Below are 26128 nucleotides of genomic sequence, written 5' to 3'. Positions count from 1 at the left end.
GCGGCGCCGTTCGTCGCGGCGATTGCAATTTTTCTAAACCTTTGCCGGCGAGAAAATTCTCAATCTAGGCGGGCACCTGCTCGCCACGATCATTACCAAGAGGTAGAGAATCATGCCTAACTCAAGAAACTCGAACTCGGGAAACTTCGCCAACGATCGAACGAAGGCCTCTGAAGCAGGTCGCAAAGGTGGGAAAACCACCACAACGACTGTCGACAAAGAGCCAAAACCAGACATGGGCCGCAAGCCCGCTCAGAAATCGAAGTAGTCGGTGAAGGTAGTTTTGATTGAGAGGCGGGGGCGTAAGCTCCCGCTTGAATTTCGCAAGTAAGGAGGGCGCGACCATGAGCCGGATGGCCACCCGTATACGCACCATGAGTTTTGCATCGCTGTTGGGCCTGTGTGCCAGCAGTGCTTTCGCCCAGTCGCCCGCCGATTTCATCAACGATGCCTCCGCCAAAGGCATGGCCGACATCGAGGCCAGTCGTCTGGCCCACAGCAAAGCCGAATCGAAAGAGGTCAAGGACTACACCATCGTCGTCATCAACGACCGCACCACGGCCAACCAGCATTTGGCGAAAATTGCCAAGAAGCTCGACTTGCCCGTCGCGCCCCGTGAAGAACTGGCCGACAAGGCCAAGGAGTTGATGCCGCAAGTGACCGACGGCGCCTCCTTCGATCAGGCCTACGCCGCCAGTCAGGTCAAAGCCACCGAAGAGGCCATCGAGCAAATCCAGCAGGAAGCACAGACCACTGACGTGCCGGAGATCAAGGCGTTTGCCGACGAGACCTTGCCGAAGCTGCAGAGTCATCTGGAAAGGGCTCGCCAGTTACAGGCCAGTCGCTAATCAAGATCAAGAGATCGCAGCCTTCGGCAGCTCCTACACCTGTTTCTGTAGGAGCTGCCGAAGGCTGCGATCTTTTGATTTCAATCCTCAACACTCATTCAAATCCTGCTTCGACTTACTCTTCTCGCCCAGCCCTTCAAGATTGAACACCTCACCCTCGCCCAACGAGCGGTAGTGCCTGCGCAACGCCTCAAGTTGCTTCAAATCCAGCGCCTCCAGCCCGAGCATCGCGTTCTGCGCTTCTTTGGTCACCAACAACAACTCATCGATCTTCAAATGCAGAATGTCGGTATCGCGGTTCTGCGTGTTCTGGATCAGGAACACCATCAAGAACGTGATGATGGTGGTCGAGGTGTTGATGATCAGTTGCCACGTATCGTTGTAATGGAAGATCGGCCCGCTCAAACCCCATAACCCGATCAAGATCAACGCGCCCATGAAGGTCTTGGGACTACCGGCCACCATCGCGAGCTTTTGAGAGATTTTTGCGAATTTCATAGCCGTGTTCCTTATTGGGAGGAGTGCTTGAAATTAAGACATCTGCCGCAGGTGGAAAATTCTAATTACAAATCCGCCTTCGTCACCTGACGTTGGTAGGGGAGGCAGGCGTGCCAGATCGCTGTATCGTGACGAACCGCCAAAATGTCCCGACAGGAGAACGCAATGAGTTGGTCCGCCAAACAATACGTCGCTTTCGAAGATGAACGCACCCGCCCGGCCCGCGATCTGCTGGCGGCGATTCCCACGCCAGAAGCGCGAACGGTGGTTGATATCGGTTGCGGTCCTGGCAATTCTACAGAGCTGCTGGTGCAGCGTTTTCCAGACGCCAGGGTCAGCGGGCTGGACAGCTCGGCGGACATGATCGACGCGGCTCGCAAGCGCTTGCCGCAGTTGCAGTTCGATGTGACGGAGATTGATAAGTGGGCCGACTCAGGGCCGTTTGATGTGATCTTCGCCAACGCCGTGCTGCAGTGGGTGCCGGAGCACGCGTCGCTGCTGCCGGCGCTGGCCAGTAAGTTGTCGGCTGGTGGCAGTCTGGCGATCCAGATGCCGGATAACCTTAATGAACCGTCCCACCGTTTGATGCGTGAGGTTGCTGCGAATGGCCCGTGGGCGAGCAAGCTTTCCGGCGCTGCGGGGCAGCGTACCGACATGGCGAGTGCCAGTGATTATTTCTCGATGCTGCGGCCACACTGTGCGCGGGTCGATGTGTGGCGTACGAGCTATCACCATCAGCTGTCTGGCGGGGCGGCGGGGGTGGTGGAGTGGTTCAAGGGGAGTGGGTTGATTCCGTTTTTGAGTCCGCTGACCGAGGCGGAAAAGGCGCAGTACCTGGAGCAGTATCTGGCGGAGGTTGAGAAGGCTTATCCGGCGTTGGCGGATGGTTCGGTACTGTTGCCATTCCCACGGTTGTTTATCGTTGCGACTCGCTGAAATGAGCCGGACGTGTTGTTCGGCTGGAGATTTCGGGTGCGCTTTCGGACGGCCCCCTCATCGGAACGCCGCCCGCCCAGCCCTCTCTCGAGGGAGAGGGAGCCGATGCGTGTCGCTTCCAAAACCTGAGTTCGCCTCGATTTTAGCACGTCGGCGTAGATCGTACTGGCACCGCGGTCAGTCCCCTCTCCCTTGGGGAGAGGGTTAGGGTGAGGGGGCTTCTCAAGTTGTAAACCCGCTCAGCGCTGCACCGCCACCAACATCATCATCGGCCGCTCCCGCTCTTCCGCCAGCGCTGGTTGCGCCGCCACTTCAGCATCGCTCGGCCCCCATTCATTGACACGTCGAATCGAGAACCCCGCATCGATCAGCGAATTGAGCAATGTCCCGACCGTACGATGCTGCTTGATCACGCCCTCAGCCAGCCAGTTGGTCACCCGTTCACCCTCCAACTGATAGCTGTCCAGCGGCCAACGTTTGTTGCCTTCAGCGTCAATCAACCAACCCGGATTACGCGGCGCCATAAAGATCGGATGCTCAATGGAAAACACAAAATGCGAACCCGGTTTCAGCGCCGCATACAGGTGAGCAAACAGCCCTGGCAGATCCTTGATGTAATGCAGCGCCAGTGAGCTGTAAGCCAGATCAAAACTGCAGGCGGGCAGGTCGAGCTGTTCCAGATCGCCGCGCTCATAACGAATGTTCGCCGCCGTCGTAGATGCCCGCGCCCGCTCCAGCATCTTCTCCGAGACATCCAGCCCCAGTACGCTCGTCGCACCATTCTCAATGGCCCAACGACTGAACCAGCCATAACCGCAGCCCAGATCCACAACATTCAAGCCATGCATGGGCGGCAGCAATGCCTTGAGCGCCGGCCACTCCGGCGCCGCGTCGAGGCCGCCGATGGAGCGGTTCATCTGGCTGTAGCCCTGGAAGAATTCGGGATCGTCGTAAATGTTTTGCGTCATGGTGAAGGCTCTTTTGAGTTCGGTCGTCAGCGGCAAAGTAGCCGCGATTGGAATCCCTCGAAAGTGATGGCGCGTATTCGTCGATGGCCGCGCAGGGGGAGGGTGGTGGTCGATGGGGAGATGCTAGTCGGTTGGGCGGAAGGTGAAAACCGGTGGAGTGTTGTGGGTCTGTAATGTCGGGGAAATCGCTATGTTTTATCGCCGCGTAAACATCTTCCGAGCGAAGTGTTTAAAGGCGTGCAGTGTTACGTCCTGAAGCCTACAAATCCTTGCGCCGTTGCCTACCGCTACGCCAGAATCCGCCGGCTTGTGCGCTTGGGAGGCGGTCGGTAACTTGGTTCGCGTCACTGATTTCCAGTGATCGGGTTTAGTAGCCCGGCATCCTCAATCTAAATAGCTGCATGAGTACCACTCAGTCAGGCGAATGCCTGCACCTGATGGTGGCTGTGCGCATGGCGCCCTCGGGTGCGCCGGATTTGGATTGGGGTCCGGTCTACTAACTTGCGCACAGCTGCCACCCATCTGTTTAGTAGCGAGATCGGTTGCGGCCTGACTAAAAGGTCTCAATCCAATGTTCAAAGTTACGCCCAATCCGCCGGAAACCGATCCGGCATCCCCCTACGAATCACCCAATTCAAAGAAATTCCACGAAGCCGCCGAACGCGCCCTCGACCACTACCTCAGCCCGACCGCGCAGATCATGGGTTCCACCCGCGAACCCGAACCTATGTACCTCGCCAACCCTGCCTACGACACCGAGTCTCTACTGGCCAACGCCAGCGAAACCCTCGGCTCGGCCACCACCATGCTCAACAACTTAAAAAGGGGACTGATTTATTTCTCATAAAAAGCAAAAAAATAAATCAGTCCCCTTTTCTCACATGAGTTCGGCCGTCAGCAGTGCCGTGGGCGCGAATTGAATCTTGCAGATGATCCAGATTTCGGCTTGAAAAAAACCGTTTTTCAGACCGGTTTATCTGTTCTGACTCAATCCTTGGTCTTGTTGACCAATTTCGTTCCGCGCCCCACACGCAGCACTTTCGACACTGCGTTGCGCAACGTATTGTCGACGACACCCAGCAATCGACGTCCAGTTTCTTCCGGTCGGCCGCTGAACGACGTCACGTGAAAGTATTCATGATCGTCCGGTGAAGTCGCCGAAAAATAATAGTTGGAAACACAGCAGCGCGGCGTTTCGGCTCGTACGCCACTGACGGAGTGCCAAGAGAGTTTGTTGGTTTCCATGACTACGAGACGGTTGAATTGCGACACAATGGTTTTCTGTTGTTTGACCTGGGGGTCCCACAGCTCGAAATTGCCACCATTTACCAGCGCCCATTCTGGCGAAACGTAATACAGCAGATTCAGGCGGCGATACAGATTACGCGTGCCATCGTGGCTGTTGTCGATGTGCGGGTTGAGAAAGTCGTCCTTGAACATCATCGACAAACCACCGGCATACAGGCTCGGATCCGGAATGATGTCCGATACGCCTACCAGTTGTGCAACCTTGTCGACCACTGAAGGGTGCTGCATCGCGTAGGTGATGGCGCTCAGAATTGGCGGATAGTCAGAGAGATTGGTGAGGGTTTTTTTCTTCTCGCGAAACGACTGGCGGTCAAAGAAACCATCGGCGTTGCGCGGAAAGGCCTCATAGATTGCCTGAGCCATTTCATCGCTCAACAAAGCATCCACGACGAAGTGGCGCGTATGCGTGCCCTCGGGGTTATGCCATTGCTTTTGGATATCGGCGGCGAGTTCATCGAGTCGACTGACGATGCGCTCTGCGATTTGTGAAACGTCCATTTGAGGATCCTTGTCGTGTTGCGAGGAGGCAACAGTTTGTCTGCCATTCTCGTCGAAGTGCCGATTTTGCACCAAATGCCGGGCATAAAAAAACCGGCCATCAAGGCCGGTTTTTTCTATTCCTGCATCCCCCGTCAAAAATCACAACGTGAGACCAAAATTCGAGTGGAGCGGGTAGAGGGAATCGAACCCTCGTCGGAAGCTTGGGAAGCTACTGTTCTACCATTAAACTATACCCGCTCAGAGCGGCTGACTTTGTACCAGACTCGGCCATGGATTTGAAGTTTTTCTTTTACTCATGAACGCTTTAAATCACTGAAAACGGTCAATCACGGGCGAGCACTGCGGTGCGTAAAGCAAAATCCCAGCCCCGCAGCCTCGCGCGCGATGACACTCTTTCAAATAGCCAATGCATGTTGATCCTGAACAAACGAGTAACGCGTTCGGCTGGTCTGCTGTGCCGGTTTCAGAAAGCCGAGCAAGGCGTTCTGGCTGTCGCGGCAGGCGGCCTTGTGTTCCATGTCGAGAAAATGCCCGGTGGCTTGCAGCGTGGTAAACGTGCTTTGCGCCACGTGGTTGCCGAACAGACGGGCATCCTCGGCAGCGGTGTACTCGTCCCATTCGCCGTTTAGAAACAGCACCGGCACGTTGATCTTTTTCGCTGCATTCAGATAGCACTGCCGATCGCTGTGCAATACGTCGCTGATGTGGAAGTGCATCTGCCCGTATTCGTGCTCGGCGAGGCTGCTGACGTGGCGATAGTTGAAGCGTTTGAACAGTGACGGCAGGTGTTTGCCGATGGTGTTGTTGACTAGGTGGCCGACGCGGTCGCCGTCGCGCTGGCCGAGGTAGTCAACGCCGCGCTCCAGGTAATCGAGCATGTGCGCGTTGATCACTGGCGAGAAGGAGCTGATCACCGCCCGTTCAATGCGCCGTGGCTGGTGGGCGAGGGCGACCAGGGTCGCGGCGCCGCCCCAGGAAAACGACAGCACGTGTTCGGCGGCGAAATGGTCGATCAGTTCCAGCAGGATCTGCCCTTCGACGTCCTTGGTCAGATGTTTCTCGTGGCGGTTGTGGGCTTTTGACCGGCCCGCATAGGGCTGGTCGTAGCAAACCACGTTGAATTGCGGGTGCAGGTTTTTCACAGTCTGTGCAAACGACGCAGTCGTGGCCATCGAGCCGTTGACCAGGATGATGGTCTTTTCTGCGGCGTCTGCGCGATAAAACTCCGTGTAAACCCGATACTGACCCTGTATATCCAGCACAGCGATTTCTGGCCTCATGTCATAAGACTCCTGGCAAGCAAGCGGGTATGCGCGCAAATAGAGATTGCACGAGCTTTGTGACAGGTAGGCATACGCCTGGAATTTGCTTGGCCCATGTCGATCCATGACTGCGGTCGACGGGTGTTGTTATTGGCGGGCAGTTTGCCGGCTGAGGCGAAGCCCTTGGGGCTTACGACCGGCAAAAAGTTTCTTAGAAGTATGTTGTGACTCATCGGTCACAATCTGGCCGACGTCCTGATTCAAGCAGGGGAGTCGGGATCGCGCAAGTGCCGTTGGTAAATTGTTCGACAACTTCTGCTGAGCGGTCGCTGGCTTAGAACAAATGGATCTCTTCGGTGCGCAAAGCGCGGTACTCGCCCGGTTTTAGCGCGTTATCGAGCAGCAACGGGCCCATCGATTCGCGGTGCAGGCGCAGGACTTTGTTGTTGAAGAAACCAAACATGCGCTTCACCTGATGGTAACGACCCTCGACGATGCTCAGCCGCGCCGACCTTGGCCCGAGCAGTTCCAACTGCGCCGGCTGCGTGGTCAGGTCCTCGAAGGCGAAGTAGATGCCTTCGGCAAAAGTGCTCGCATATTGCGCGCCAATCTCCTGTTCGGTCTCGACGTAGTAGACCTTCGGCAGTTTGGTCTGCGGCTGCGTCAGGCGTCGCGACCACGCGCCATCGTTAGTGATCAGCATCAGACCGGTGGTGTTGAAGTCCAGGCGCCCGGCGATGTGCAGATCTTCCTTGTCCGGTTCATCGATCAGGTCGAGCACGGTCGGATGTTGCGGATCGCGGGTGGCGCTGACGCAGCCCGGTGGCTTGTGCAGCATGAAGTAGCGCGCCGGTTTGCCGCTTTGCAGGACTTCGTCATCGACTTCGACGCGACTGAATTCCAGCACCTCGCTGTGCGGATCGCTGACGACTTTTCCGTCAATCCGCACGCGCTTTTCCACCAGTAACAGGCGAACCTGCTGACGGTTGTAGCGGGGCAGGTTGCTGAGGAAACGGTCGACGCGCATGTTCAGTGTTCGATGAAAGAAGGGGCGCGCATCTTACGGGATCGGCCGCTTGGCCGCTTGCAGTTGCACCTCGACCTGCGCACAACGCGGACACAGGCAGGATTGGTTGCGCAGCTCTAGCGGCAGTGCTTCAAGCACGGCGGGATCGATGGTCACGCCGTAGCACCAGCATTCGCGCTCGGCGGTGCGCGGGTCAGCGAGACTGCAGTCGTTGCGGGCGCCGCAAGCCGGGCAGTGGTCGGGTTTAACGTAGGAATCAGGCATAAGTCGAGTGAGGCATTTCCACGCAGGTGCGGTTGCGGCCGGTGTGTTTGGCTCGGTACATCGCATGATCAGCCCGCGACAGCAGGCTGTGCAAGGTGTCATCGCGTTGCAGAGAGGTGGCGCCAATGCTCACTGTCAGATTGAGGCGGTGGCCGTCGTAGGCATATTCGTGCTGTTCGACGTGTTGGCGGATCTTTTCGGCAATTTTCTGACCGGTGTCGCCGTCGGTGTCCTTCAGTAAAACGATAAATTCCTCACCGCCCCAGCGGCAGACAATGTCGGCGTGACGCAGGCAACTTTGCAGGTCGCGGGCAAAACCGATCAACACCTGATCGCCGGCCATGTGCCCGTAAGTGTCGTTCAACACTTTGAAGTGATCGAGGTCGAGCAGCAACGCCGTTAGCGGTTTGGTCTCGCGTTGCGCTTCGTGCAGGGCCTGTGCGGCGAGTATGTCGAAGCCACGGCGATTCGGCAGTTCGGTGAGGCTGTCGAGGGTGGCCTGAGCCTGAATTTTGCTTTGATAGCGTTTGATCACGCGGTTGAGCAGCGCCAGCACAATCAGCGTCACCAGCAGGCAGATCAGCAGATTCAGATACAGCGACTGCCTGATTTCACTCAGCGCGCCATCCTCACGTTTATCGACAAACAGATACCAGTTGAGCTCCGGGATAAACCGCACGTTGAGGAAGTGCCCCTGGCCGTGGGCGGAATATTCGTAGCTGCCACTGTGCGGTTTGGGCAACTGGCTGACCAGACTCTTCATGCTTTCGAGTTCGCCGAGACTCTTGCCGATGTGCGCGCCTTCCGGACCGCCCTCGGCGCCGGTCAATACCAGTCGGCCGAAGGTGTCGACGAAGTACACGCTGCGTTGATAGCGCTGTTGATACTTGTCGATCAGCTTGATCACCGCGTCCACGGTCAGACCGACGCCCGCCGCGCCGATGAAACGGTTGTGGTAGTCGAAAACCTTGTAGTTGATGAAGAAGGTCAGGTTGTCCTTGTTGGCCAGATCCGGGTCGACATTGATCTCGTACGGGTCCTTCATGTCGCGCACGCGGAAGTACCAGGCATCGCGCGGTTCATCGACCTTGACCTGCTTGAGTACGCCTTTGGCGTGGTAGTAGGTGTGGCTGGCGTTGGAGACGAAGAACGCGGTGTAGGCGCCGTAATGGGTCATGACTTCGTCGAGGTAACGGGTCATTTGCTCGGGATTCTGCTCGCCGTTGACCACCCAATCTCGCATGAAGGTGTCGCGGGACATCATCGAGGAGATCAGGATCGGCCGGACCAGGTCTTTCTGGATTTCCGAGTACACCGTGTCGGAGGTCAGCGGCAATTCTGTGTTGACGATGTTGTCGCGGATCGACTCACGGGAGGCGTAGTAGCTGAGCAACGAGGTGGCGAGAAAACCGGCGCCGAGCAGGGCGATCAGCGTCAGGACCAGCGAGCGTTGCGAGTACAGGGGAGAACGAAGCGGCATGGCAGTTCCGTTGGCAGTGGCCCGATGGCATGCATTCTAGTGGCACTACCTGGAAATAACTGCTTCATGTGCGGCGCGAATGGTCGTTCCTGACGCAAAGCCAACCTTGTAGGAGTGAGCCTGCTCGCGATTGCAGTGTGACATTCAGTGAAGATGTGGCTGATACACCGTCATCGCGAGCAGGCTCACTCCTACAAGGTTTTGCGATGGGGTGGACACCGCTGATCTGAAGCCGAGCGGGACTGGGCACTTGATTGATCGGCATCAGTCAAACGTGTGTCGGCTGCTCTGTTCCGTTGCGGCCGTGGGTCTTTCAGGAGGCCGCCATGCGTATTCACAAAGTGTTGCTCGGTGCAGTTCTGGTTTTCGGTATTTCCGGCTGTTACTACTACGCCGGCCCCTACGATGCTTACCCCGCCACCTACTACTATCCCGGTTATTACTCACCTTATTCCTACGGCAGTTATTACGGCCCGCGCTACTACGGCGGTGCGCGGTATTACTACGGTGGCTACGGTTATCGCGGCGGTTACGGGCGCGGTTATCACGGCGGCGGATATCACGGCGGGCACCATTAATCAGCGGCTGAATGACGAGTTTTCTGGATGAACAAGGTTTCATCAATCACTTGTTTCAACTTGTTGCAGGAACGCACCAGATGCCGAAAACGCTGTCTGATTTTTCGACAGTCACCGATTAAATGACTGTCGCCTGCCAGCGTCGCTGGTGTGGCCAACCCGCGGTCCAGGAGGCCGCCATGTATAGACGAATTCTTCTACTTGCTGCGTTGATGTTTTCCGTTGCCGGTTGCGTCCCGTACTCCTATGCGGACTCGTATTACAGCTCAGAGGTCTACACATCACCCGCACCGGCCTACTACAACACAGGCGGCACCTATTATCGGGGTGGCAGCACGTATTACGCGCAGCCACGTTACTACCAGCCAGCCCCGCGGTACTACCAGCAACCACGCTATTACCAACCGGCGCCACGTTACTATCAACCGGCTCCACGTTATTACGAAAGTCGTCGCTGGCATGACAACGATCGCGGGCGCTGGGATGGCCACCGTCGCGGCGGTTGGGATAACGATCACCGCGGTCGTGGCAACTACGATCGCCACAGCGGACGTGTTGACCACAACGGACGTGGCAACCGCTGGTAATCACCCGCAAATGAAAAGCGACGCTTTGAGCGCCGCTTTTTTTGTGCCCGGATTTTAATACTGCGTCAAATCCGCCAACGGATGCCGCCCCTCCCAAACCTTGTGAAAGTGCGCCTCGACCACCGCATCCGGCACATTGTTGATATCCGGCCAATGCCAGTGCGGTTTCTGATCCTTATCGATCAACCGAGCGCGAACCCCTTCGCTGAACTCCGGATGCCGGCAGCAATTGAGGCTCAGGGTGTATTCCATCTGGAAGACTTCCGCCAGTGACATATGCCGGGCGCGGATGATCTGTTCCCAGACCAGATGCGCCGTCAGCGGTGAGCCTTCGCTCATGGTCTTCGCCGCACGGGCGATCAACGGGTCGCTGCTGTCGCGTTGCAGGCTGATGGCTTTCCACGCGCAAGTCACGTCGCTGACGTCGAGCAGTTCGTCGATCTGCTGACGACGCGGCAGCCACTGCGCTTCGGGCATTTGCGCCACCGCTTCCTGCTGCAAAGCCTTGAACAGGCTGTTGAGTTGCATGTCGGTCTGCTCCTGCCAATTGAGCTGCAGCAGGCCTTCGATCAATTGTGGCTGCTGCTCGTCGAGCAGGAAGCGATCAGCCAGATCCAGATCAATCGCATCGCGGCCGTTCATGTGCGCACCGGTCAGGCCCAGAAACAAACCAAGCTTGCCCGGCAGCCGGGCGAGAAACCAACTGGCGCCGACGTCCGGATACAGACCAATGGTGATTTCCGGCATCGCCAAGCGGCTGCTCGGCGTGACGATCCGTGTGCTCGCGCCTTGCAACAGGCCCATGCCGCCGCCGAGCACATAACCATGGCCCCAGCAGATCAGCGGTTTGGGATACGTGTGCAGGCTGTAATCCAGACGATATTCGGCGCTGAAAAACTGCGCGGCCAGCGGCGGGACTTCGCCGGGGTGAGCGCGACAGGCTTCGACCAGACTGCGCACTTCGCCGCCGGCACAGAACGCCTTGGCACCATTGCCGCGCAGCAGGACGCAGACGATTTGTGGATCTTTGGCCCAGACGTTCAACTTGTCGCTAAGGGCGTTGATCATCGGCAGAGACAGCGCATTCAGCGATTTTTCAGCATCCAGGCTGGCGATACCGATGCGGGCGCCGTCGGTGCCGGTGAGTTCTTCGAAGTGCAGATTCATCGTGACCTCGATCGGGAATTTGAACGATCAGTATGATCGTTGTGTGGGAAAGTGCCGGATCTGCGTCAGATCAATTGACAAGCGTGGTCGGCTTTCCTAGGGTTCGCCCCATTGTTTTTGCCGGGTATGACCATGACTGCTGACGACCGTATCAAACTCGAACCGAGCTGGAAGGAGGCACTGCGTGCTGAGTTCGACCAGCCTTACATGGCAGAGTTGCGCCAGTTTCTGCAGCAGGAGCGGGCGGCCGGCAAGGAAATCTATCCGCCGGGTCCGATGATTTTCAACGCGCTGAACTCGACGCCACTGGATAAAGTGAAGGTGGTGATCCTCGGTCAGGACCCGTACCACGGCCCGGGCCAGGCCCACGGTCTGTGCTTCTCGGTGCAACCGGGCGTGCCGGCACCGCCGTCGCTGGTCAACATCTATAAAGAGTTGAAGCGCGACCTGAACATCGACATTCCCAATCACGGTTACCTGCAGAGCTGGGCCGATCAGGGCGTGTTGATGATCAACACCACCATGACCGTCGAGCGCGCCAACGCCAATGCGCACAAGGACAAGGGTTGGCAGTTTTTTACTGATCGGATCATTGAGCTGGTTAGCGAACGGCAGCCGCACTTGGTGTTCATGCTCTGGGGCGCGCATGCGCAGAGCAAGCAGAAGCTGATCGACGCGACCAAGCATCTGGTGCTGACGTCGGTGCATCCGTCGCCGCTGTCGGCGTATCGCGGGTTCCTGGGCTGCGGACACTTTGGCCGCACCAACAAGTTTCTCGAGCAGAATGGCGAGACGCCGATCGAGTGGCGTTTGCCGCCGATTTGATCGGTTGGCTGAGCGGGCCACTTCGCGAGCAAGCTCGCTCCCACATTGGTTTTGCGGCGTTTACATGACCATTGTGGGAGCGAGCTTGCTCGCGAAGAAGGCAACTCGGTCTTGCAGACTTACTCGGGATTACGATTCCAGTACTTGAACAACGGCTCCGCCAGAAACAGCACAAACAACAGCCGCATCACCTGCATCGCCGTCACCAGCGGTACCGACAATTGCAGCGTCTCCGCCGTCAGACTCATCTCGGCGATGCCGCCGGGCATCATGCCCAACGTCAGTGAACGCAAATCCAGATGAGTCAAAGCACTTAACCCCAACGCAGCCAGCGTCGCGATCAACATGGTCAACGCCGTGCCGATCAATGTCCGCCCCATAAAAGATGGCGCGCGGCGGAAGAACTGCCGATTGAAGTGACAGCCCAAACCACTGCCAATCAACCACTGGCCAATCTGACTGCCGCCATTGGGCAAACCAATGTGCAGATCCCAGCCAATGCTCACCGCCGCACTCACCAGCAACGGCCCGAACAGCCACGGATTGGGTTGGCGCAAACGCTGCCAGAGCCACGCGAGCAGACCGCCCGCCGGAAACAGAAGCGCCAGCCAGCGCCAATCAACGCTGCCCGCGTGGGAAATCGGATTGCCGTCACCGAGCAGATACTTGAACGCCGCCGGCACGCACAGCACCACCACCAACACACGCAAACTCTGCCCCGCCGCGACGTGGCTGAGCATCGCGCCATTGCGCGCGCCAAGGTTGACCATCTCGCCAGAACCGCCGGGCATGCTCGAAAAGAACGCCGTGGCGCGATCCTCACCGGTGCGGCGCATCAACCACACGCCGACCACCGCCGACACACTGGTGACCAGCGCGCCGAAGAAGATCAAACCGAAATGACTGAGCACCTGCTCCATCACCACCGGGGTGAAGTGCAGGCCAATCCCGATGCCGACAATCCACTGGCCGCACTTGCGGCCGCCAGGGATTTCCGTAAGTTGCCACGGCGTCAGGCAGCGCACGAGGATGATCGCTAGCAACGAGCCGACCATCCACGGCAGTGGCCAGCCGATCTGGCTGGCGAGGAAACCGCCAAGCAGACCGACCAGCGGGGTTCCCCACCAGGATTTCAGTGAGGCGCGATCAAACATCGGCAATGGCGCGACGCGCGACCGAACGTTTGCGCCAGATGCGGATCAGCGGGAAAGCCAACATCAGCGCGGTCAGCACCCAGACACCGAAAGTGATCGGGCTCGACCAGAGGATTTCCAGCGCACCGTTGGAAATCGACAGCGCGCGACGCAGGTTCTGCTCCATCAAGCCACCGAGGATGAAGCCCAGCAGCACTGGCGACAACGGGAAGTCGAGCTTGCGCAGGATGTAACCGAAGATGCCGATGCCGACCATCAGGAACAGGTCGAACGTGGTGGCGTGCACCGCGTAGACGCCGATCCCGGTGATGATCGCGATAACCGGCACCAGTGCCCAGTTCGGCACGGCGAGGATGCGGGTGAAGATGCGGATCATCGGGATGTTGAGGATCACCAGCATGATGTTGGCGATGAACAACGAGGCGATCAGGCCCCAGACGATGTCCGGTTGTTGCTGGAACAGCAGCGGGCCCGGAGTGATGTTGTACAGCGACAGCGCGCCGATCATCACCGCGGTGGTGCCCGAACCTGGTACACCCAGCGTTAGCATCGGCACTAAAGCGCCACAGGCCGAAGCACCGATAGCGGTTTCCGGCGCGGCGAGACCGCGAGCATCACCCTGACCGAATTTGCCACTGGCTCCGGCGATGCGTTTTTCGGTCATGTAGGCCACGGCACTGGCCAGCGTCGCACCGGCACCCGGCAACACGCCCATGATGAACCCGAGCAGGCCGCAACGAATGTTCACCACGAACACCGACGACGCTTCCTTGAAGTTGAACATCATCCGCCCGGTGGCTTTCACCGCTTCCTGGCCGCGATGGGTTTTCTCCAGCAGCAACAGGATCTCGCTGACCGAGAACAGGCCGAGCACCAGCACGACAAACTGAATGCCATCAGTCAGGTGGATGTTGTCGCCGGTGAAGCGGTACACGCCGCTGTTGGCGTCAATGCCGACGCTCGACAGGAACAGGCCGATCAATGCCGCGATAAAGGTTTTCAACGGTCGATCACCGGCCATACCGCCGAGACAGACAATCGCAAACACCATCAACACGAAGTATTCGGCCGGGCCGAAGGCAATCGCCCATTTCGCCAGCAACGGCGCGAACAGGACCATGCCGCAGGTGGCGATAAACGCGCCGATAAACGAACTCCACGCCGACAGCGACAGCGCCACACCGGCGAGACCTTTGCGGGCCATCGGGTAACCGTCAAGGGTGGTCATCACGGTGGACGCTTCGCCCGGGATGTTCAGCAGGATCGAGCTGATCCGCCCGCCGTATTCACAGCCCAGATACACCGCTGCCAACAGAATCAACGCCGACTCCGGCGGCAGGCCGAGGGCGAAAGCAATCGGGATCAGCAAGGCCACACCATTGATCGGGCCCAGGCCCGGGAGCAAGCCAACGACGGTGCCGATCAGCGTGCCGGTCAGGGCCGTGACCAGGTTGTACGGGCTCAGCGCGACGCCAAAGCCTTGACCCAAATAACCGAGGGTATCCATATCAGTTCTCCAGCACGTCGAGCAGGCCAAGGGGCAGCGGAACGTCCATCACACGGTCGAACAGCAGGTACAGACCGATGGCCATCAGCGTGGTCACCACGATGCTCGGCATCCAGCGCCCGCCATACAGGCGCGCCATCGGAATGCCGATGAGGATGCTGCTGAGGATGAAACCCAGCGGTTCGAACAGACCGGCGAACACCAGCAGCAGTGCGACGCAGATAGCAATCTTGGTCAGGGTTTCGCGATCCAGTGGCGGCTCGTCATCGCTGTGTTTGATCGGCGCCGGGCGGAACACCATGTACAGCAGCGCTGCGCCCATCAGGCCGAGCATCAGCAGCGGGAAGGCGCGCGGGCCTACCGGTTCGTAGGAAAAAGCCGCTTGGTACGGCCACGCCATCAGTGCCAGGCCGACACAGACCAGCAACAGCACTGAGGCGAAAATGCGTTGAATAAGCATGGGAACTCCTGTGCCGCGTCCCCGTCACCGGGAACGCAGCCGCTAGACAGAGGCGATCACTGAATCAGGCCGAACTCTTTGGCCAGCACTTTGTAGTCCGCAACTTGCTTCTTCACGTAGGTGTCGAGTTCCGGACCGGTCATGGCGAACGGGAACAGTTCACGCTGGTCGCGCAGCTTGGCGAACTCGTCGGATGCCAGCAGTTTGTCGAAGGAGTCTTTCCACCAGGCGTAGTCCTCATCGCTGACTTTTGGCCCCAGGTAGAAGCCGCGCACCACTGGCCAGACGATGTCGTAGCCTTGCTCGCGAGCGGTCGGGATATCTTTCATTTCCGGCTCGTCGAGGCGCTTGTCGGCGAACACCGCGAGCAGGCGCATGTCACCGCTCTGGATGTGCGGCATGGAGTCGGAGATGTCGGTACTGCCGACCTGGATGTGACCGCCGAGCAGGGCGGTGGCGATTTCGCCGCCACCTTCGAGGGCGACGTAACGCAGGTCGCGCGGGTTGATCCCGGCAGCCTTGGCGATCAGTGCGGTTTGCATCCAGTCCTGGCTGCCGACGGTGCCGCCGGAACCGATCACCACGGAGCTTGGATCTTTCTTCAAGGCTTGAACGAGATCGTCGAGGGTCTTGTAGGGCGAATCGCTTTTCACCGCGATGGCGCCGTAGCTGGTTCCGACGGCTGCCAACCAGCGCACGTTGGTTTCATCGAAGCGACCGAATTTGCCCTGCGCCAGGTTCAACAGCGAACCACTCGACCACGCCACCAGCGTGCCGGCATCCGCCGGACGCTGCGCGACCACGGCGTTGTAGGCCACCGCGCCGACACCGCCGGGCATGTAGGTCACACGCATCGGTTTGCTCAGCAGCTTCTGGTTGACCAGTGCGCTCTGCACCAGTTTGCAGGTCAGGTCGAAACCACCGCCGGGGGAGGCCGGGGCGATACATTCCGGACGTTTCGGTTCAGCCATCAGTTGGCCGGCAAACAGGACGCAACTGGCGGCCAGTGCAACTTTACGCAGTGACAGGTTCATTCGATTCTCCACGGGCATTGTTGTTATTCGACGTGTTTTTCACTTACGGGCATTTACCAAAGTGCAACGCTGTAGCTCACCAGCAAACGCACTTCGTCTGCATCACGAGCCGAGTAGTTAGAGCGGTAAGTGGCATTACGCAAACGCACGGCGACATCCTTCAAGGCGCCGCTTTGTACTACATATTTGATCTCGGTGTTGCGTTCCCACTCTTTGCCTTCTTCACCGTTCTTGAGCTTGATGTTGTCACCGCTCAGGTAACGACTCATGAAGCTCAGGCCTGGAATGCCGAGCTTGGCGAAGTCGAAGTCGTAGCGAGCCTGCCAGGAGCGCTCTTCAGCGCCGGCGAAATCGTTGATCTGCACGAAGTTGACCAGATACGGGTCGCTGCCATCGACGTAAGGGAAAGCGCTGTCGCCAGACATGTGCTGATAACCGGCGCTGAACTTGTGCCCGCTCAGCGCGTAGCTGACCAGACCGTTGAGCGAGCGGTTGTCGATTTCGCCGCCACGGGCCGCGCCCTGATCATCACTGACGGCAAAACGCAGGTCAGTGGCAACCGTGCCCGGGCCCATCGGTCGCGAAGCAACGAGGCCGAAGAAGTGCTGGTTATAGACTTCGTCGAGTTGAGCAAAGTGATAACTGCCGGTGATCTTGTCGGTGAACTTGTAGTCGACGCCGCCAAAATCGAAGTGCTTGCCGGCGGCGGTGCCAGCGAAACGGCTGTTCTTGTTGTTGAGGGCGATGTCCTCGAAATCGGTGCTGTCGCGATCCTTGGCTTTTTCCAGTCGGCCGCCAGTGAACGTCAGGTTCTTGATCTCTTTGGAGGTCAGCAAACCGCCTTCAAAGGTCTGCGGCAGGATGCGCCCGTCATTGGGTTTCAGGATCGGCAGTTCAGGAATCAGGCTGCCGATTTTAAGTTCTGTGGCGGAGATTTTCACTTTGCCGGTCAGGCCGACCTTGGAGTACTCGTCCGCCGCGCGCCCATCGTCGTGGGTTGGCAGTAGACCTGTGCCGGTACGGTCCGGACTCGAATCAAGTTTTACCCCAAGCATGCCCAACGCATCGACACCGAACCCCACGGTGCCGTCGGTGTAACCCGATTGCAGATTGAGCATGAAACCCTGAGCCCATTCGTCACGCTTGGATTGCTGGGCGCTGGTGCCATCGCGAAAGTCACGGTTGAAATACATGTTGCGGGTTTCGACGGTGGCGCTGCTGTCTTCAATGAAGTCGGCAAAACTCAACGGCGAAAAACCGGCAAGGGCGGCGGCACTGGCGAGGGCAGTGTGGCTGAAACGGGAAGGGCGAACAGGCGTGGACGCCTGAGGCTGCATGGACGGCATGCGGGTGTACTCCGTTTATTGTTCTTATTGGTCGAAAACGCTTCGAGGCGTTTTTCTTTGCGCTGTGTGGCATCAGCGACGGCAGTCGGAACTGTCCGTGGGCCGACTCTAACCAGCTAACCTTTCGCTAACCTTTCAGCAGACTTTCAAGGTTTTCGGGCTTCACAGCGGCGGTTGCGGCTGTAAACTCCGCGGCAAAGCGTGGCGTCGGCCATCCCTGAACGAGGTAAAAATCCATGCGTGTTCTGCTCGTCGAAGACCATCTGCAACTGGCCGAAAGTGTCGCTCAGGCGCTCAAGAGCACCGGTCTGACCGTCGATGTGTTGCACGATGGCGTGGCCGCCGATCTGGCGCTGGGCAGTGAGGAATACGCCGTGGCGATCCTTGATGTCGGCCTGCCGCGCATGGACGGTTTCGAGGTGCTGGCGCGCTTGCGCGCACGTGGGAAAAATCTGCCGGTGCTGATGCTCACCGCGCGCAGTGATGTGAAAGATCGCGTCCACGGCCTCAATCTCGGCGCCGACGATTACCTCGCCAAACCGTTCGAACTGACCGAACTGGAAGCGCGGGTCAAAGCCCTGCTGCGCCGCAGTGTGCTGGGTGGCGAACGCCAGCAGCGTTGTGGCGTGCTGGCCTATGACCTCGACACCCGGCGCTTCACCCTCGGCGAAGAATTGCTGACGTTGACCTCTCGCGAGCAAGCGGTGCTGGAAGCGCTGATCGCCCGGCCGGGGCGGGTGATGAGCAAGGAACAACTGGCCTCCCAGGTGTTCGGTCTCGACGAAGAAGCCAGCCCCGACGCGATCGAAATCTACGTGCACCGTTTGCGCAAGAAACTCGACGGCCAATCGGTTGCGATCGTGACCTTCCGCGGCCTCGGTTACTTGCTGGAAAGCCGCGATGCATAAGCCCAGCAGCCTGCGCTGGCGCTTGCTGTGGAACCTCGCATTGCTGCTGGTGGTGTTGATGCTCGCCAGCGGCTTGAGCGCGTACTGGAATGGTCGCGAAGCCGCCGACACCGCGTATGACCGTACGCTGCTGGCCTCGGCGCGGACCATCGCTGCGGGCCTGTCGCAACGTGACGGCACACTGAGCGCCGACGTGCCTTACGTCGCACTCGACACCTTCGCTTATGACAGCGCCGGGCGGATTTACTATCAGGTCAATGACATCCATCAGAAGCTGATTTCCGGCTATGAAAACCTGCCTGGTCCACCGCCGGGGACGCCGCGAACCGACAGTTATCCCGCCTTGGCGCGTTTCTACAACGCCACCTACAAAGGGCAAAACGTGCGCGTGGTCAGCCTGCTTAAAGCAGTGACCGAACCGAACATGAACGGCATGGCGGAAATCCGCGTGGCCGAAACCGACGAAGCACGAGTGAGCATGGCGCGCAGTCTGGCGGCCGATACGTTGCTGCGCCTGGGCATGTTGGCGATTGGCGCGTTGTTGCTGGTGTGGTTCGCGGTCAGTGCGGCTTTGCGCCCATTGGAGCGCTTGCGTACAGCGGTGGAAGAGCGGCAGCCGGATGACTTGCGCCCGCTGCCATTGGTTGAAGTGCAGCATGAGCTGTGGCCGTTGGTTCGTGGACTCAACCATTTCACCGAACGCCTGCGTGGTCAGTTTGAACGGCAGGCGCAATTCATTGCCGATGCGGCACATGAGTTGCGCACGCCATTGGCAGCACTGAAAGCGCGGCTTGAATTGGGCTTGCGTTCGAACGAACCCGAGACGTGGCGCACGACCTTGGAATCCTCGGCGCAAAGCACTGATCGCCTGACCCATCTGGCCAATCAGTTGCTGTCGCTGGCGCGTGTCGAAAACGGTGCCCGGGCGATCGCCGAGGGCGGTGCGCAGTTGCTCGATCTGAGTCAGTTGGCCCGGGAACTGGGCATGGCCATGGCGCCGCTGGCGCACAAGCGCGGGGTGGCGCTGGCGCTGGAGGCGGATGAGCCGGTGTGGTTGCGCGGTGAGCCGACGTTGCTCAACGAGTTACTGAGCAATCTGGTGGACAACGCCTTGGCGCACACGCCACCGGGCGGTAACGTGATTTTGCGGGTAACCGCGCCGGCAATACTTGAAGTGGAAGATGACGGCCCGGGCATCCCGCTGGAAGAGCGCGATCGGGTGTTCGAGCGGTTCTACCGGCGCAATCAACAGGTGGCGGGTTCAGGGTTGGGGTTGGCGATTGTCGGCGAGATCTGCCGGGCGCATCTGGCGCAGATTAGTCTGCATGACGGCGAGCAGGCTGGGTTGAAGGTACGAGTCAGTTTTATTGCCGGATGATTTTGCGGTGTTCTTGCAGGCCCCTTCGCGAGCAAGCTCGCTCCCACTTTGGAATGCATTTTCCTGTGGGAGCGAGCTTGCTCGCGAAGGGCGCGCCTCGGTCTCGGATCAGTAAAACATCGTCCGCGATTCTTCCAGATCTTCACACAGCGCTTTGTTTTCCGGATCAATCCCAAGCTTCCTGAACGCCGGAACCGTCATTGGATCAATCCGCGCAAACGGATGATCGGTGTCCTTGTGGCAATACAGGCTCGCCACCTGCACCAGATCGACGTAATCAATGGCCGTCGAATCGCGTTTGAAGTCCTGATAGCGCCCCGGCAATTCCACCAGTCGCTCCGGGAACTCCCAGACGCGCAACAACTTGTCGCCCAGCAACGGATGAATGTGATCGATCACATGGTTGAGGCTGACCGGGTCCGACAGCAGTTCGTAGTGGTCTTCGGCGTAGGTCAGAATCGGCAACACGCCGATCTGATGCACCAGCCCGCCGAGCGCTGCCTGATCGGGTTTGAGCTGCGTGTAGCGGCGACACAGCGCATAACTGACCCCGGCAATTTCCAGGCTCTTGCGCCAGACTTCGCGCATCTTCTGCTCGACCACTTCGGAGCGCGCGTGGAAGATCTGCTCCATCACCAGACCGATCGCCAGGTTGCTGCTGTAGTTGATGCCCAACCGGGTGATGGCCGTGTGCAGGTCGGTGACTTCCTGTGCGGCGCGCAGCAACGGGCTGTTGACCACTTTGATCAGGCGCGCCGACAGCGCCGTGTCCCGGCCGATCACTTTGCTCAGGTCGCTGACGCTGATTTCCGGGTCTTCAGCGGCCTTGCGAATCTGCAGGGCCACTTCCGGCAACGTGGGCAGAACCAGGTCATCGTTATCGATGGCCTCAACCAAATCCTGTTGGACTTTTTCCGCCAGTTCGCTCATTTAAACTCTCTAGGGTGTTGCAACAAATGCTGCGATCAGCGCTGGATTTCGCGGTCGCGATCCAGTTCGTAAGGCAGGTCGAGCAGATGCAGCGCGGGACCTTCGAGGGTGCCCAGATGCAAATCACCGGCTTCGGCAGCTTCGGCCTGCAGCACCGCCAGGAGTTCAATGTTTTGCCCGGCCTTGGCGGCCAGCACCACTTCGCCGATGGCGCTGTTGTGGCTCGGCGCAAACAGTTGTGTGCCAGGCTCTGGCAAATCAGCGGCGTCCAGGCTCAGGCGATACAAGCGACGCTTGAGTTTGCCCAGGTACTGCATGCGCGCAACGATTTCCTGGCCGGTGTAGCAGCCTTTCTTGAAACTCACGCCGCCGACCGCTTGCAGGTTGAGCATTTGCGGAATGAACAGCTCGCGGGTGCTCGGCATGACCTGGCCGATACCGGCGCGGATCTGGCCCAGCAGCCACTGATTCAGTCCGGCTTCAGGCAGCGCTGCGGACAATTTGGCTTTAATGGCGTCAGCCTGATCGGCCGGTGCCCAGAGTTCAGCGCGATCGGGCGAGACGCGAATCGCGATCAGGCTTTCATTACGCACGAGGCTGTCAGTTTCTGCCGGCAAATCAAGACCGAGGCTGGTCAAGGCGCTGTCGCCATGCTCCAGGCCAAAGCGTACCCAAGCGGCGCTTTCGTCGGTCAGTTTTGATTTGGAGAACACCGCGTACTTTTTCAGGTCTGCCAGTTGCGGCTCCAGCAGCTCGCTGGCCATTGCCAGAACCACGCCATCACCCTCGAGCAGAATGCGGAAGCTCGACTGCATCCGGCCTTTCTGCGTGCAGCGGGCGCCGAGGCTGGCGCGGTTGTCGCTCAGGTAATTGAGATTGCAGGTCAACTGGCCTTGCAGGAATTTTCCGGCATCCGCGCCGCGAACCGCGAGAACGCCTTCATGAGACAGGGTGCAGAAAAAAGCAGAATCGGCCATGGGTCATCGCAGGGTAAATAGACTGGGGCACATCATAAGGGGGCATGGTTGAAATGGGTAGTTGATAAAGGATCGGTGGTCCCCGACCAAAGCCGACTGTGCGACCTGTCCCGGGGCTGTATACTTGCCGCCAAATTTGAGGAGGGCTCCATGGTCGAACAAGTTGAACTGAATCGCCTCTTTTGGCACAGCCGTCGCGGCATGCTTGAGCTTGACGTGTTACTGGTGCCGTTCGTAAAAGAGGTTTACGCGACGTTGAACCAGGTGGATCGCGATCTGTATGTGCGTCTGCTGACGTGCGAGGATCAGGACATGTTCGGCTGGTTCATGGAGCGCAGCGAGTCTGAAGATCCGGAACTGCAGCGCATGGTTCGCATGATTCTGGACCGTGTCCAGCCCAAGTAACACGTTCGAATGCCGCTGGCATGCCTCACGGCAGTTGCTGGCGGCGTATCTGTTGGCCCAGGCGTTCGCTCTGGGTTCGTTGTTGCTGCTTTCGATTCCACTCTGGGCCAGCGTGCTCGGGGCTTTTGGCTGTCTGCTTCACGGGTTTTGGGTGTTGCCTCGGCAGATTCTGCTGAGTCACCGTCGGGCGTTTCGCGGATTGCGACGCGATGCCGATGGCTGGCAGTTATGGAATCAGGCCAATGGTTGGCAAGCCGTGCAGTTGAGGCCGGACAGCCTGGCGCTGCCATTGATCGTGGTGTTGCGTTTTCGTCTGCGCGGGGAATGGCGGGTCAGATCGATCTGCGTGCCGCGAGACTCACAGGCGGCCGATATCCATCGACGCCTGCGAGTGCGGCTCAAATTCAGCCGACGTAGGTGGGCGGCACCAGAATAGTGTCGAGCGCTTCGGGCAGCATGTCCGGATAGTCGAGGGTGTAATGCAGACCGCGACTTTCCTTGCGCTCCATGGCTGAGCAGATCATCAGTTCGGCCACTTGCGCCAGATTGCGCAGCTCGATCAGATCGCGGCTGACTTTATAGTTGCTGTAGAACTCGTCGATCTCGTCCAGCAGCAGGCGCACGCGGTGCTGCGCTCGTTGCAGGCGCTTGTTGGTGCGCACGATGCCGACGTAGTCCCACATGAACCGCCGCAGTTCATCCCAGTTGTGCGCGATGATCACATCCTCGTCCGAGTCGGTCACCTGGCTGGCGTCCCAGACGGGCAGGGTGTTTGGCGCAGGGATATCGTCCAGTTGCGCGAGGATGTCCGCCGCAGCCGAGCGCGCATAGACGAAGCATTCCAGCAGTGAATTGCTGGCCATGCGGTTGGCACCATGCAGGCCGGTGAAGCTGGTTTCGCCGATGGCATATAGACCGGGCACATCGGTGCGACCGTTCTGATCGACCATCACGCCGCCGCAAGTGTAATGCGCGGCAGGCACGACCGGGATCGGCTGCTTGGTGATATCGATGCCGAAACCCAGGCAGCGCTCATAAACAGTGGGAAAGTGACTTTTAATGAACGCTTCGGGCTTGTGGCTGATGTCGAGATAGACGCAGTCGACACCCAGACGCTTCATTTCATGGTCGATGGCGCGGGCGACGATGTCGCGCGGCGCCAGTTCGGCGCGCTTGTCGAAGCGAGACATGAAGCGTTCGCCGTTGGGCAGCTTCAAATGGGCGCCTTCGCCGCGCAGGGCTTCGGTGATCAGAAAACTCTTGGCCTGCGGGTGATACAGGCAGGTCGGGTGGAACTGGTTGAATTCCAGGTTCGCCACCCGGCAGCCCGAGCGCCAGGCCATGGCGATGCCATCACCGCAGGCGCCGTCGGGATTGCTGGTATAGAGGTAGACCTTGGCGGCACCGCCCGAGGCCAGAATCACAAAGCGTGCGCCGTAGGTGTCAACTTCACCGGTCTTGCGGTTGAGTACGTAGGCGCCGAGGCAGCGCTCGCCGTCCATGCCCAGGCGTCGTTCGGTGATCAGATCAACGGCAACCCGCTGCTCCAGCAGTTCGATGTTTGAACGCTCTTTGGCCTGAGCCAGCAAGGTTTTGAAAATCGCCGCGCCGGTGGCATCGGCCGCGTGGATGATGCGTCGGTGGCTGTGACCGCCTTCACGGGTCAGGTGGAATTCGAATCCACCATCTTCAGTGCCGGACTGCTCGTCGCGAGTGAACGGCACGCCTTGGTCAATCAGCCACTGTATGGCTTCGCGGCTATGCTCGACGGTGAAACGCACAGCGTCTTCATGGCACAGACCACCGCCGGCGTTCAGGGTGTCATCAACATGGGATTCGACAGTATCGGTGTCGTCGAGCACGGCGGCGACGCCACCCTGAGCCCAGAACGTCGAACCGTTGGCCAGATCGCCTTTACTCAATACGGCAATGCGCAAATGACCCGGCAGGGTCAGCGCGAGACTCAAACCGGCAGCACCGCTGCCTATGACCAGAACATCATGTTGGAATTGTTGGCTCATTACAGGATTCCGCTCAAAGCGACCCGGGTCGGGGGTGGCGTAAGACCGCTGGATCGGCGAGTCAAGACAGCCACACAGCCCACTAGTATATAGAGGGGTGGGGCGGCACAATAGCCGGGTCGATATGGCATTGTGAAACTACTGTGACGGAAAAAACCGGGTGCTTCGTCGGAAGTTTTTTCCCGCCGTTTGGGGAAAAGGCGACTGTATCGGCGCTGAAACAGACTTTTTCTGCACAGGGTTGCCCAATGTCGGGTGGCGACGGCTATAAATAATTGGAACTTTTGCCAAAGGCCCAAGATCAATAGTCGGTGCCAGAGATAAGGGACAGTGTCGGCTTCAGTGCGGAATCTGCGGTTGGATTCCTGCCGGCGAAACCGATGACAAGATTATTCGCGCAGCCGGTTTATCCCGAGCTGCGTTTTTCGTGCGTGCCAAATCAGAGCCCGCAGGAAACTTGCCTTGAGGGGGAGAACTTTTGCGAAAAGCCCGAGTCTATGTTTGCAAGTCTGGTCGTTTAGTTATGCAAGTCTCCTCCGGGCTTATCGAGGAGTGTTCATGCTAACCCAGGAAGAGGATCAGCAGCTGGTCGAGCGCGTTCAACGCGGCGACAAGCGAGCTTTCGATCTGTTGGTGCTGAAGTATCAGCACAAGATTCTCGGGTTGATCGTGCGTTTTGTGCACGACACCCATGAAGCCCAGGACGTGGCTCAGGAAGCCTTTATCAAGGCGTATCGAGCACTTGGAAACTTTCGCGGCGACAGTGCGTTTTATACGTGGCTGTACCGTATTGCCATTAACACGGCGAAGAATTACCTGGTTTCACGCGGCCGCCGGCCGCCGGATAGCGATGTAAGTTCCGAGGATGCAGAGTTCTACGATGGCGATCATGGCCTCAAGGATCTCGAGTCACCAGAACGTGCACTGCTGCGGGATGAGATCGAAGGCACCGTCCATCGAACCATTCAGCAACTGCCAGAGGATTTACGTACGGCTTTAACTTTACGTGAATTCGATGGTCTGAGTTACGAGGACATTGCGAGCGTCATGCAATGTCCGGTGGGTACCGTGCGCTCCCGGATTTTCCGCGCCCGGGAGGCCATCGATAAAGCCCTGCAGCCGTTGTTGCAGGAAAACTGAGACAGCGGCGACAGCCAAGAGAGGAACGCCATGAGTCGTGAAGCCCTGCAGGAATCGCTGTCCGCAGTGATGGATAACGAAGCGGACGAACTGGAATTGCGTCGAGTGCTCAATGCACTGGATGATGTTGATACCCGTGAGACCTGGGCTCGTTACCAGATCGCTCGGGCAGCCATGCACAAGGATCTGCTGCTTCCACGTCTGGATATCGCTGCGGCAGTGTCTGCTGCACTGGAAGACGAAACGGCCCCGGCCAAAGTATCGCGTAGCCCATGGCGCAACCTCGGCCGTCTGGCTGTTGCCGCCTCGGTGACTGTTGCCGTTCTGGCCGGTGTTCGCCTGTACAATCAGGACGAAATCGCTGGCGTAGAACTCGCTCAGCAATCCAATCAGCCAACCCTGGCCACTCCACAGGTCAAAGGTCCGGCTGTTCTGGCGGGTTATAGTGAGAGTTCGGAAGCCACTGGTCCTATGGCCAACGGCGTATTGCAAGGTCAGCCAGGCTGGCACGATCAGCGTCTGCCGGGTTATCTGCGCCAGCACGCTCAACAGGCTGCACTGAAAGGCACTGAAAGCGCGTTGCCATACGCACGTGCAGCAAGTCTGGAAAACCGTTAAG

The 26128-nt window shown here is 58.7% G+C and carries 28 protein-coding genes, 1 tRNA gene and 1 pseudogene; 13 read left to right on the top strand and 17 right to left on the bottom strand.

Translation table 11 applies throughout. From position 1 onward, the window contains the following. The first annotated feature begins 112 nt into the window (after positions 1-112). Together FGA82_RS17590 and FGA82_RS17585 are read left to right on the top strand one after the other, a co-directional pair. Positions 113-268: a KGG domain-containing protein gene (locus FGA82_RS17590; protein WP_007911485.1), complete on the top strand. Its 156-nt coding sequence runs from the start codon at positions 113-115 to the stop codon at positions 266-268. 76 nt (positions 269-344) lie between these two features. Further along, complete coding sequence (locus tag FGA82_RS17585; protein WP_141128022.1) at positions 345-848, top strand: DUF4142 domain-containing protein; 504 nt, start codon at positions 345-347, stop codon at positions 846-848. Positions 849-935: 87 nt separating this feature from the next. Here the strand turns inward: FGA82_RS17585 and FGA82_RS17580 are convergent, their stop codons facing one another. Next, positions 936-1346 (bottom strand): low affinity iron permease family protein, encoded by a 411-nt coding sequence (locus FGA82_RS17580; RefSeq protein ID WP_123594790.1) that lies wholly within the window; start codon positions 1344-1346, stop codon positions 936-938. A 165-nt stretch (positions 1347-1511) separates the two neighbouring features. Here FGA82_RS17580 and tam point away from each other — a divergent pair, with 165 nt between their 5' ends. Continuing rightward, on the top strand, positions 1512-2282 hold the full coding sequence (tam, locus tag FGA82_RS17575; protein WP_141128021.1) for a trans-aconitate 2-methyltransferase: 771 nt from the start codon (positions 1512-1514) through the stop codon (positions 2280-2282). A gap of 239 nt (positions 2283-2521) precedes the next feature. On the opposite strand, the gene FGA82_RS17570 is transcribed toward tam, so the two are convergent. After that, positions 2522-3250 carry a class I SAM-dependent methyltransferase gene (locus FGA82_RS17570; RefSeq protein WP_141128020.1) on the bottom strand — a complete coding sequence of 243 codons (729 nt, stop codon included), beginning with the start codon at positions 3248-3250 and terminating at the stop codon, positions 2522-2524. 571 nt (positions 3251-3821) lie between these two features. Between FGA82_RS17570 and FGA82_RS17565 the strand changes: the two are divergent. Next, positions 3822-4067, top strand: a pseudogene (locus tag FGA82_RS17565) (DUF6124 family protein); the annotation flags it as partial. Positions 4068-4237: 170 nt separating this feature from the next. Here the strand turns inward: FGA82_RS17565 and FGA82_RS17560 are convergent. The 6 genes from FGA82_RS17560 to FGA82_RS17535 form a co-directional block, all read right to left on the bottom strand. Further along, complete coding sequence (locus FGA82_RS17560) at positions 4238-5056, bottom strand: 2OG-Fe(II) oxygenase (protein ID WP_141128019.1); 819 nt, start codon at positions 5054-5056, stop codon at positions 4238-4240. A 166-nt stretch (positions 5057-5222) separates the two neighbouring features. Further along, a tRNA-Gly gene (locus FGA82_RS17555) sits at positions 5223-5296 on the bottom strand. 158 nt (positions 5297-5454) lie between these two features. After that, entirely contained in the window at positions 5455-6339 is an 885-nt protein-coding gene (locus FGA82_RS17550) for an alpha/beta fold hydrolase (RefSeq protein WP_064119706.1), read from the bottom strand. A gap of 316 nt (positions 6340-6655) precedes the next feature. Next, positions 6656-7348 carry a pseudouridine synthase gene (locus tag FGA82_RS17545; RefSeq protein ID WP_141128018.1) on the bottom strand — a complete coding sequence of 231 codons (693 nt, stop codon included), beginning with the start codon at positions 7346-7348 and terminating at the stop codon, positions 6656-6658. Positions 7349-7381: 33 nt separating this feature from the next. Beyond that, complete coding sequence (locus FGA82_RS17540) at positions 7382-7612, bottom strand: cysteine-rich CWC family protein (protein WP_141128017.1); 231 nt, start codon at positions 7610-7612, stop codon at positions 7382-7384. Then, the gene (locus FGA82_RS17535) at positions 7605-9092 is read right to left on the bottom strand and encodes a sensor domain-containing diguanylate cyclase (protein ID WP_141128016.1); all 1488 of its coding nucleotides are present in this window, start codon (positions 9090-9092) and stop codon (positions 7605-7607) included. Before FGA82_RS17535 ends, FGA82_RS17540 begins: the two co-directional genes overlap by 8 nt. Before the next feature lie 326 nt (positions 9093-9418). On the opposite strand from FGA82_RS17535, the gene FGA82_RS17530 reads away from it, so the two are divergent. Together FGA82_RS17530 and FGA82_RS17525 are read left to right on the top strand one after the other, a co-directional pair. Beyond that, positions 9419-9670 (top strand): hypothetical protein, encoded by a 252-nt coding sequence (locus tag FGA82_RS17530; protein ID WP_141128015.1) that lies wholly within the window; start codon positions 9419-9421, stop codon positions 9668-9670. 179 nt (positions 9671-9849) lie between these two features. Continuing rightward, positions 9850-10257: a hypothetical protein gene (locus FGA82_RS17525; protein WP_141128014.1), complete on the top strand. Its 408-nt coding sequence runs from the start codon at positions 9850-9852 to the stop codon at positions 10255-10257. Between the two features lie 54 nt (positions 10258-10311). Here the strand turns inward: FGA82_RS17525 and FGA82_RS17520 are convergent, their stop codons facing one another. Further along, entirely contained in the window at positions 10312-11424 is a 1113-nt protein-coding gene (locus FGA82_RS17520; RefSeq protein WP_141128013.1) for an enoyl-CoA hydratase/isomerase family protein, read from the bottom strand. A gap of 132 nt (positions 11425-11556) precedes the next feature. On the opposite strand from FGA82_RS17520, the gene ung reads away from it, so the two are divergent. Beyond that, complete coding sequence (gene ung, locus FGA82_RS17515) at positions 11557-12249, top strand: uracil-DNA glycosylase (RefSeq protein ID WP_064119805.1); 693 nt, start codon at positions 11557-11559, stop codon at positions 12247-12249. A gap of 119 nt (positions 12250-12368) precedes the next feature. On the opposite strand, the gene FGA82_RS17510 is transcribed toward ung, so the two are convergent. Genes FGA82_RS17510 through FGA82_RS17490 form a run of 5 tightly spaced genes read right to left on the bottom strand, consistent with a single transcriptional unit; the run spans position 12369 to position 17750 of the window. Beyond that, a complete protein-coding gene (locus FGA82_RS17510) occupies positions 12369-13403 on the bottom strand; it encodes an AbrB family transcriptional regulator (RefSeq protein ID WP_141128012.1) in 1035 nt (344 codons plus the stop codon). Continuing rightward, the gene (locus tag FGA82_RS17505; protein WP_053118038.1) at positions 13396-14910 is read right to left on the bottom strand and encodes a tripartite tricarboxylate transporter permease; all 1515 of its coding nucleotides are present in this window, start codon (positions 14908-14910) and stop codon (positions 13396-13398) included. Before FGA82_RS17505 ends, FGA82_RS17510 begins: the two co-directional genes overlap by 8 nt. Position 14911: 1 nt before the next feature. Next, positions 14912-15370 (bottom strand): tripartite tricarboxylate transporter TctB family protein, encoded by a 459-nt coding sequence (locus FGA82_RS17500; protein ID WP_008083560.1) that lies wholly within the window; start codon positions 15368-15370, stop codon positions 14912-14914. 56 nt (positions 15371-15426) lie between these two features. Continuing rightward, a complete protein-coding gene (locus FGA82_RS17495; RefSeq protein WP_141128011.1) occupies positions 15427-16404 on the bottom strand; it encodes a Bug family tripartite tricarboxylate transporter substrate binding protein in 978 nt (325 codons plus the stop codon). Between the two features lie 53 nt (positions 16405-16457). Further along, entirely contained in the window at positions 16458-17750 is a 1293-nt protein-coding gene (locus FGA82_RS17490) for an OprD family porin (RefSeq protein ID WP_141128010.1), read from the bottom strand. Between the two features lie 236 nt (positions 17751-17986). Between FGA82_RS17490 and FGA82_RS17485 the strand changes: the two genes are divergently transcribed. Both FGA82_RS17485 and FGA82_RS17480 read left to right on the top strand, forming a co-directional pair. Further along, positions 17987-18658: a response regulator gene (locus tag FGA82_RS17485; protein WP_141128009.1), complete on the top strand. Its 672-nt coding sequence runs from the start codon at positions 17987-17989 to the stop codon at positions 18656-18658. Next, positions 18651-20036 carry a sensor histidine kinase gene (locus FGA82_RS17480; protein WP_141128008.1) on the top strand — a complete coding sequence of 462 codons (1386 nt, stop codon included), beginning with the start codon at positions 18651-18653 and terminating at the stop codon, positions 20034-20036. Before FGA82_RS17485 ends, FGA82_RS17480 begins: the two co-directional genes overlap by 8 nt. A 108-nt stretch (positions 20037-20144) precedes the next feature. Here the strand turns inward: FGA82_RS17480 and FGA82_RS17475 are convergent, their stop codons facing one another. Together FGA82_RS17475 and FGA82_RS17470 are read right to left on the bottom strand one after the other, a co-directional pair. Beyond that, positions 20145-20966, bottom strand: a complete 822-nt coding sequence (locus tag FGA82_RS17475; protein ID WP_016984704.1) for an HDOD domain-containing protein — start codon at positions 20964-20966, stop codon at positions 20145-20147. Between the two features lie 35 nt (positions 20967-21001). After that, the gene (locus FGA82_RS17470; protein WP_141128007.1) at positions 21002-21943 is read right to left on the bottom strand and encodes a YgfZ/GcvT domain-containing protein; all 942 of its coding nucleotides are present in this window, start codon (positions 21941-21943) and stop codon (positions 21002-21004) included. Between the two features lie 150 nt (positions 21944-22093). Here FGA82_RS17470 and FGA82_RS17465 point away from each other — a divergent pair, with 150 nt between their 5' ends. Both FGA82_RS17465 and FGA82_RS17460 read left to right on the top strand, forming a co-directional pair. After that, positions 22094-22348 carry a succinate dehydrogenase assembly factor 2 gene (locus FGA82_RS17465; protein WP_053118052.1) on the top strand — a complete coding sequence of 85 codons (255 nt, stop codon included), beginning with the start codon at positions 22094-22096 and terminating at the stop codon, positions 22346-22348. Continuing rightward, entirely contained in the window at positions 22332-22784 is a 453-nt protein-coding gene (locus tag FGA82_RS17460) for a protein YgfX (RefSeq protein ID WP_141128006.1), read from the top strand. The genes FGA82_RS17465 and FGA82_RS17460 overlap by 17 nt, the downstream gene beginning before the upstream one ends. Here FGA82_RS17460 and nadB read toward each other — a convergent pair. Further along, entirely contained in the window at positions 22753-24369 is a 1617-nt protein-coding gene (gene nadB / locus FGA82_RS17455; RefSeq protein ID WP_141128005.1) for an L-aspartate oxidase, read from the bottom strand. The two genes, FGA82_RS17460 and nadB, sit on opposite strands and share 32 nt — an antisense overlap. Before the next feature lie 558 nt (positions 24370-24927). Here nadB and rpoE point away from each other — a divergent pair. Next, on the top strand, positions 24928-25509 hold the full coding sequence (rpoE, locus tag FGA82_RS17450; protein WP_003172477.1) for an RNA polymerase sigma factor RpoE: 582 nt from the start codon (positions 24928-24930) through the stop codon (positions 25507-25509). Between the two features lie 30 nt (positions 25510-25539). After that, the gene (locus tag FGA82_RS17445; RefSeq protein ID WP_034153146.1) at positions 25540-26127 is read left to right on the top strand and encodes a sigma-E factor negative regulatory protein; all 588 of its coding nucleotides are present in this window, start codon (positions 25540-25542) and stop codon (positions 26125-26127) included. Position 26128 lies beyond the last annotated feature (1 nt).

Origin of the sequence: Pseudomonas fluorescens (assembly GCF_005938625.1) — a bacterium.
In the GTDB taxonomy this organism is placed as follows: Bacteria; Pseudomonadota; Gammaproteobacteria; order Pseudomonadales; family Pseudomonadaceae; genus Aquipseudomonas; species Aquipseudomonas fluorescens_BD.
Note: the sequence above shows the minus strand (reverse complement) of the source record. Positions and strands in the feature narration are given on the sequence as shown.

Coding starts and splice junctions, on each gene's coding strand:
- FGA82_RS17590 (WP_007911485.1), top strand. CDS start 113: ATGCCTAACTCAAGAAACTCGAACTCGGGAAACTTCGCCAACGATCGA.
- FGA82_RS17585 (WP_141128022.1), top strand. CDS start 345: ATGAGCCGGATGGCCACCCGTATACGCACCATGAGTTTTGCATCGCTG.
- FGA82_RS17580 (WP_123594790.1), bottom strand. CDS start 1,346: ATGAAATTCGCAAAAATCTCTCAAAAGCTCGCGATGGTGGCCGGTAGT.
- tam (WP_141128021.1), top strand. CDS start 1,512: ATGAGTTGGTCCGCCAAACAATACGTCGCTTTCGAAGATGAACGCACC.
- FGA82_RS17570 (WP_141128020.1), bottom strand. CDS start 3,250: ATGACGCAAAACATTTACGACGATCCCGAATTCTTCCAGGGCTACAGC.
- FGA82_RS17560 (WP_141128019.1), bottom strand. CDS start 5,056: ATGGACGTTTCACAAATCGCAGAGCGCATCGTCAGTCGACTCGATGAA.
- FGA82_RS17550 (WP_064119706.1), bottom strand. CDS start 6,339: ATGAGGCCAGAAATCGCTGTGCTGGATATACAGGGTCAGTATCGGGTT.
- FGA82_RS17545 (WP_141128018.1), bottom strand. CDS start 7,348: ATGCGCGTCGACCGTTTCCTCAGCAACCTGCCCCGCTACAACCGTCAG.
- FGA82_RS17540 (WP_141128017.1), bottom strand. CDS start 7,612: ATGCCTGATTCCTACGTTAAACCCGACCACTGCCCGGCTTGCGGCGCC.
- FGA82_RS17535 (WP_141128016.1), bottom strand. CDS start 9,092: ATGCCGCTTCGTTCTCCCCTGTACTCGCAACGCTCGCTGGTCCTGACG.
- FGA82_RS17530 (WP_141128015.1), top strand. CDS start 9,419: ATGCGTATTCACAAAGTGTTGCTCGGTGCAGTTCTGGTTTTCGGTATT.
- FGA82_RS17525 (WP_141128014.1), top strand. CDS start 9,850: ATGTATAGACGAATTCTTCTACTTGCTGCGTTGATGTTTTCCGTTGCC.
- FGA82_RS17520 (WP_141128013.1), bottom strand. CDS start 11,424: ATGAATCTGCACTTCGAAGAACTCACCGGCACCGACGGCGCCCGCATC.
- ung (WP_064119805.1), top strand. CDS start 11,557: ATGACTGCTGACGACCGTATCAAACTCGAACCGAGCTGGAAGGAGGCA.
- FGA82_RS17510 (WP_141128012.1), bottom strand. CDS start 13,403: ATGTTTGATCGCGCCTCACTGAAATCCTGGTGGGGAACCCCGCTGGTC.
- FGA82_RS17505 (WP_053118038.1), bottom strand. CDS start 14,910: ATGGATACCCTCGGTTATTTGGGTCAAGGCTTTGGCGTCGCGCTGAGC.
- FGA82_RS17500 (WP_008083560.1), bottom strand. CDS start 15,370: ATGCTTATTCAACGCATTTTCGCCTCAGTGCTGTTGCTGGTCTGTGTC.
- FGA82_RS17495 (WP_141128011.1), bottom strand. CDS start 16,404: ATGAACCTGTCACTGCGTAAAGTTGCACTGGCCGCCAGTTGCGTCCTG.
- FGA82_RS17490 (WP_141128010.1), bottom strand. CDS start 17,750: ATGCCGTCCATGCAGCCTCAGGCGTCCACGCCTGTTCGCCCTTCCCGT.
- FGA82_RS17485 (WP_141128009.1), top strand. CDS start 17,987: ATGCGTGTTCTGCTCGTCGAAGACCATCTGCAACTGGCCGAAAGTGTC.
- FGA82_RS17480 (WP_141128008.1), top strand. CDS start 18,651: ATGCATAAGCCCAGCAGCCTGCGCTGGCGCTTGCTGTGGAACCTCGCA.
- FGA82_RS17475 (WP_016984704.1), bottom strand. CDS start 20,966: ATGAGCGAACTGGCGGAAAAAGTCCAACAGGATTTGGTTGAGGCCATC.
- FGA82_RS17470 (WP_141128007.1), bottom strand. CDS start 21,943: ATGGCCGATTCTGCTTTTTTCTGCACCCTGTCTCATGAAGGCGTTCTC.
- FGA82_RS17465 (WP_053118052.1), top strand. CDS start 22,094: ATGGTCGAACAAGTTGAACTGAATCGCCTCTTTTGGCACAGCCGTCGC.
- nadB (WP_141128005.1), bottom strand. CDS start 24,369: ATGAGCCAACAATTCCAACATGATGTTCTGGTCATAGGCAGCGGTGCT.
- rpoE (WP_003172477.1), top strand. CDS start 24,928: ATGCTAACCCAGGAAGAGGATCAGCAGCTGGTCGAGCGCGTTCAACGC.
- FGA82_RS17445 (WP_034153146.1), top strand. CDS start 25,540: ATGAGTCGTGAAGCCCTGCAGGAATCGCTGTCCGCAGTGATGGATAAC.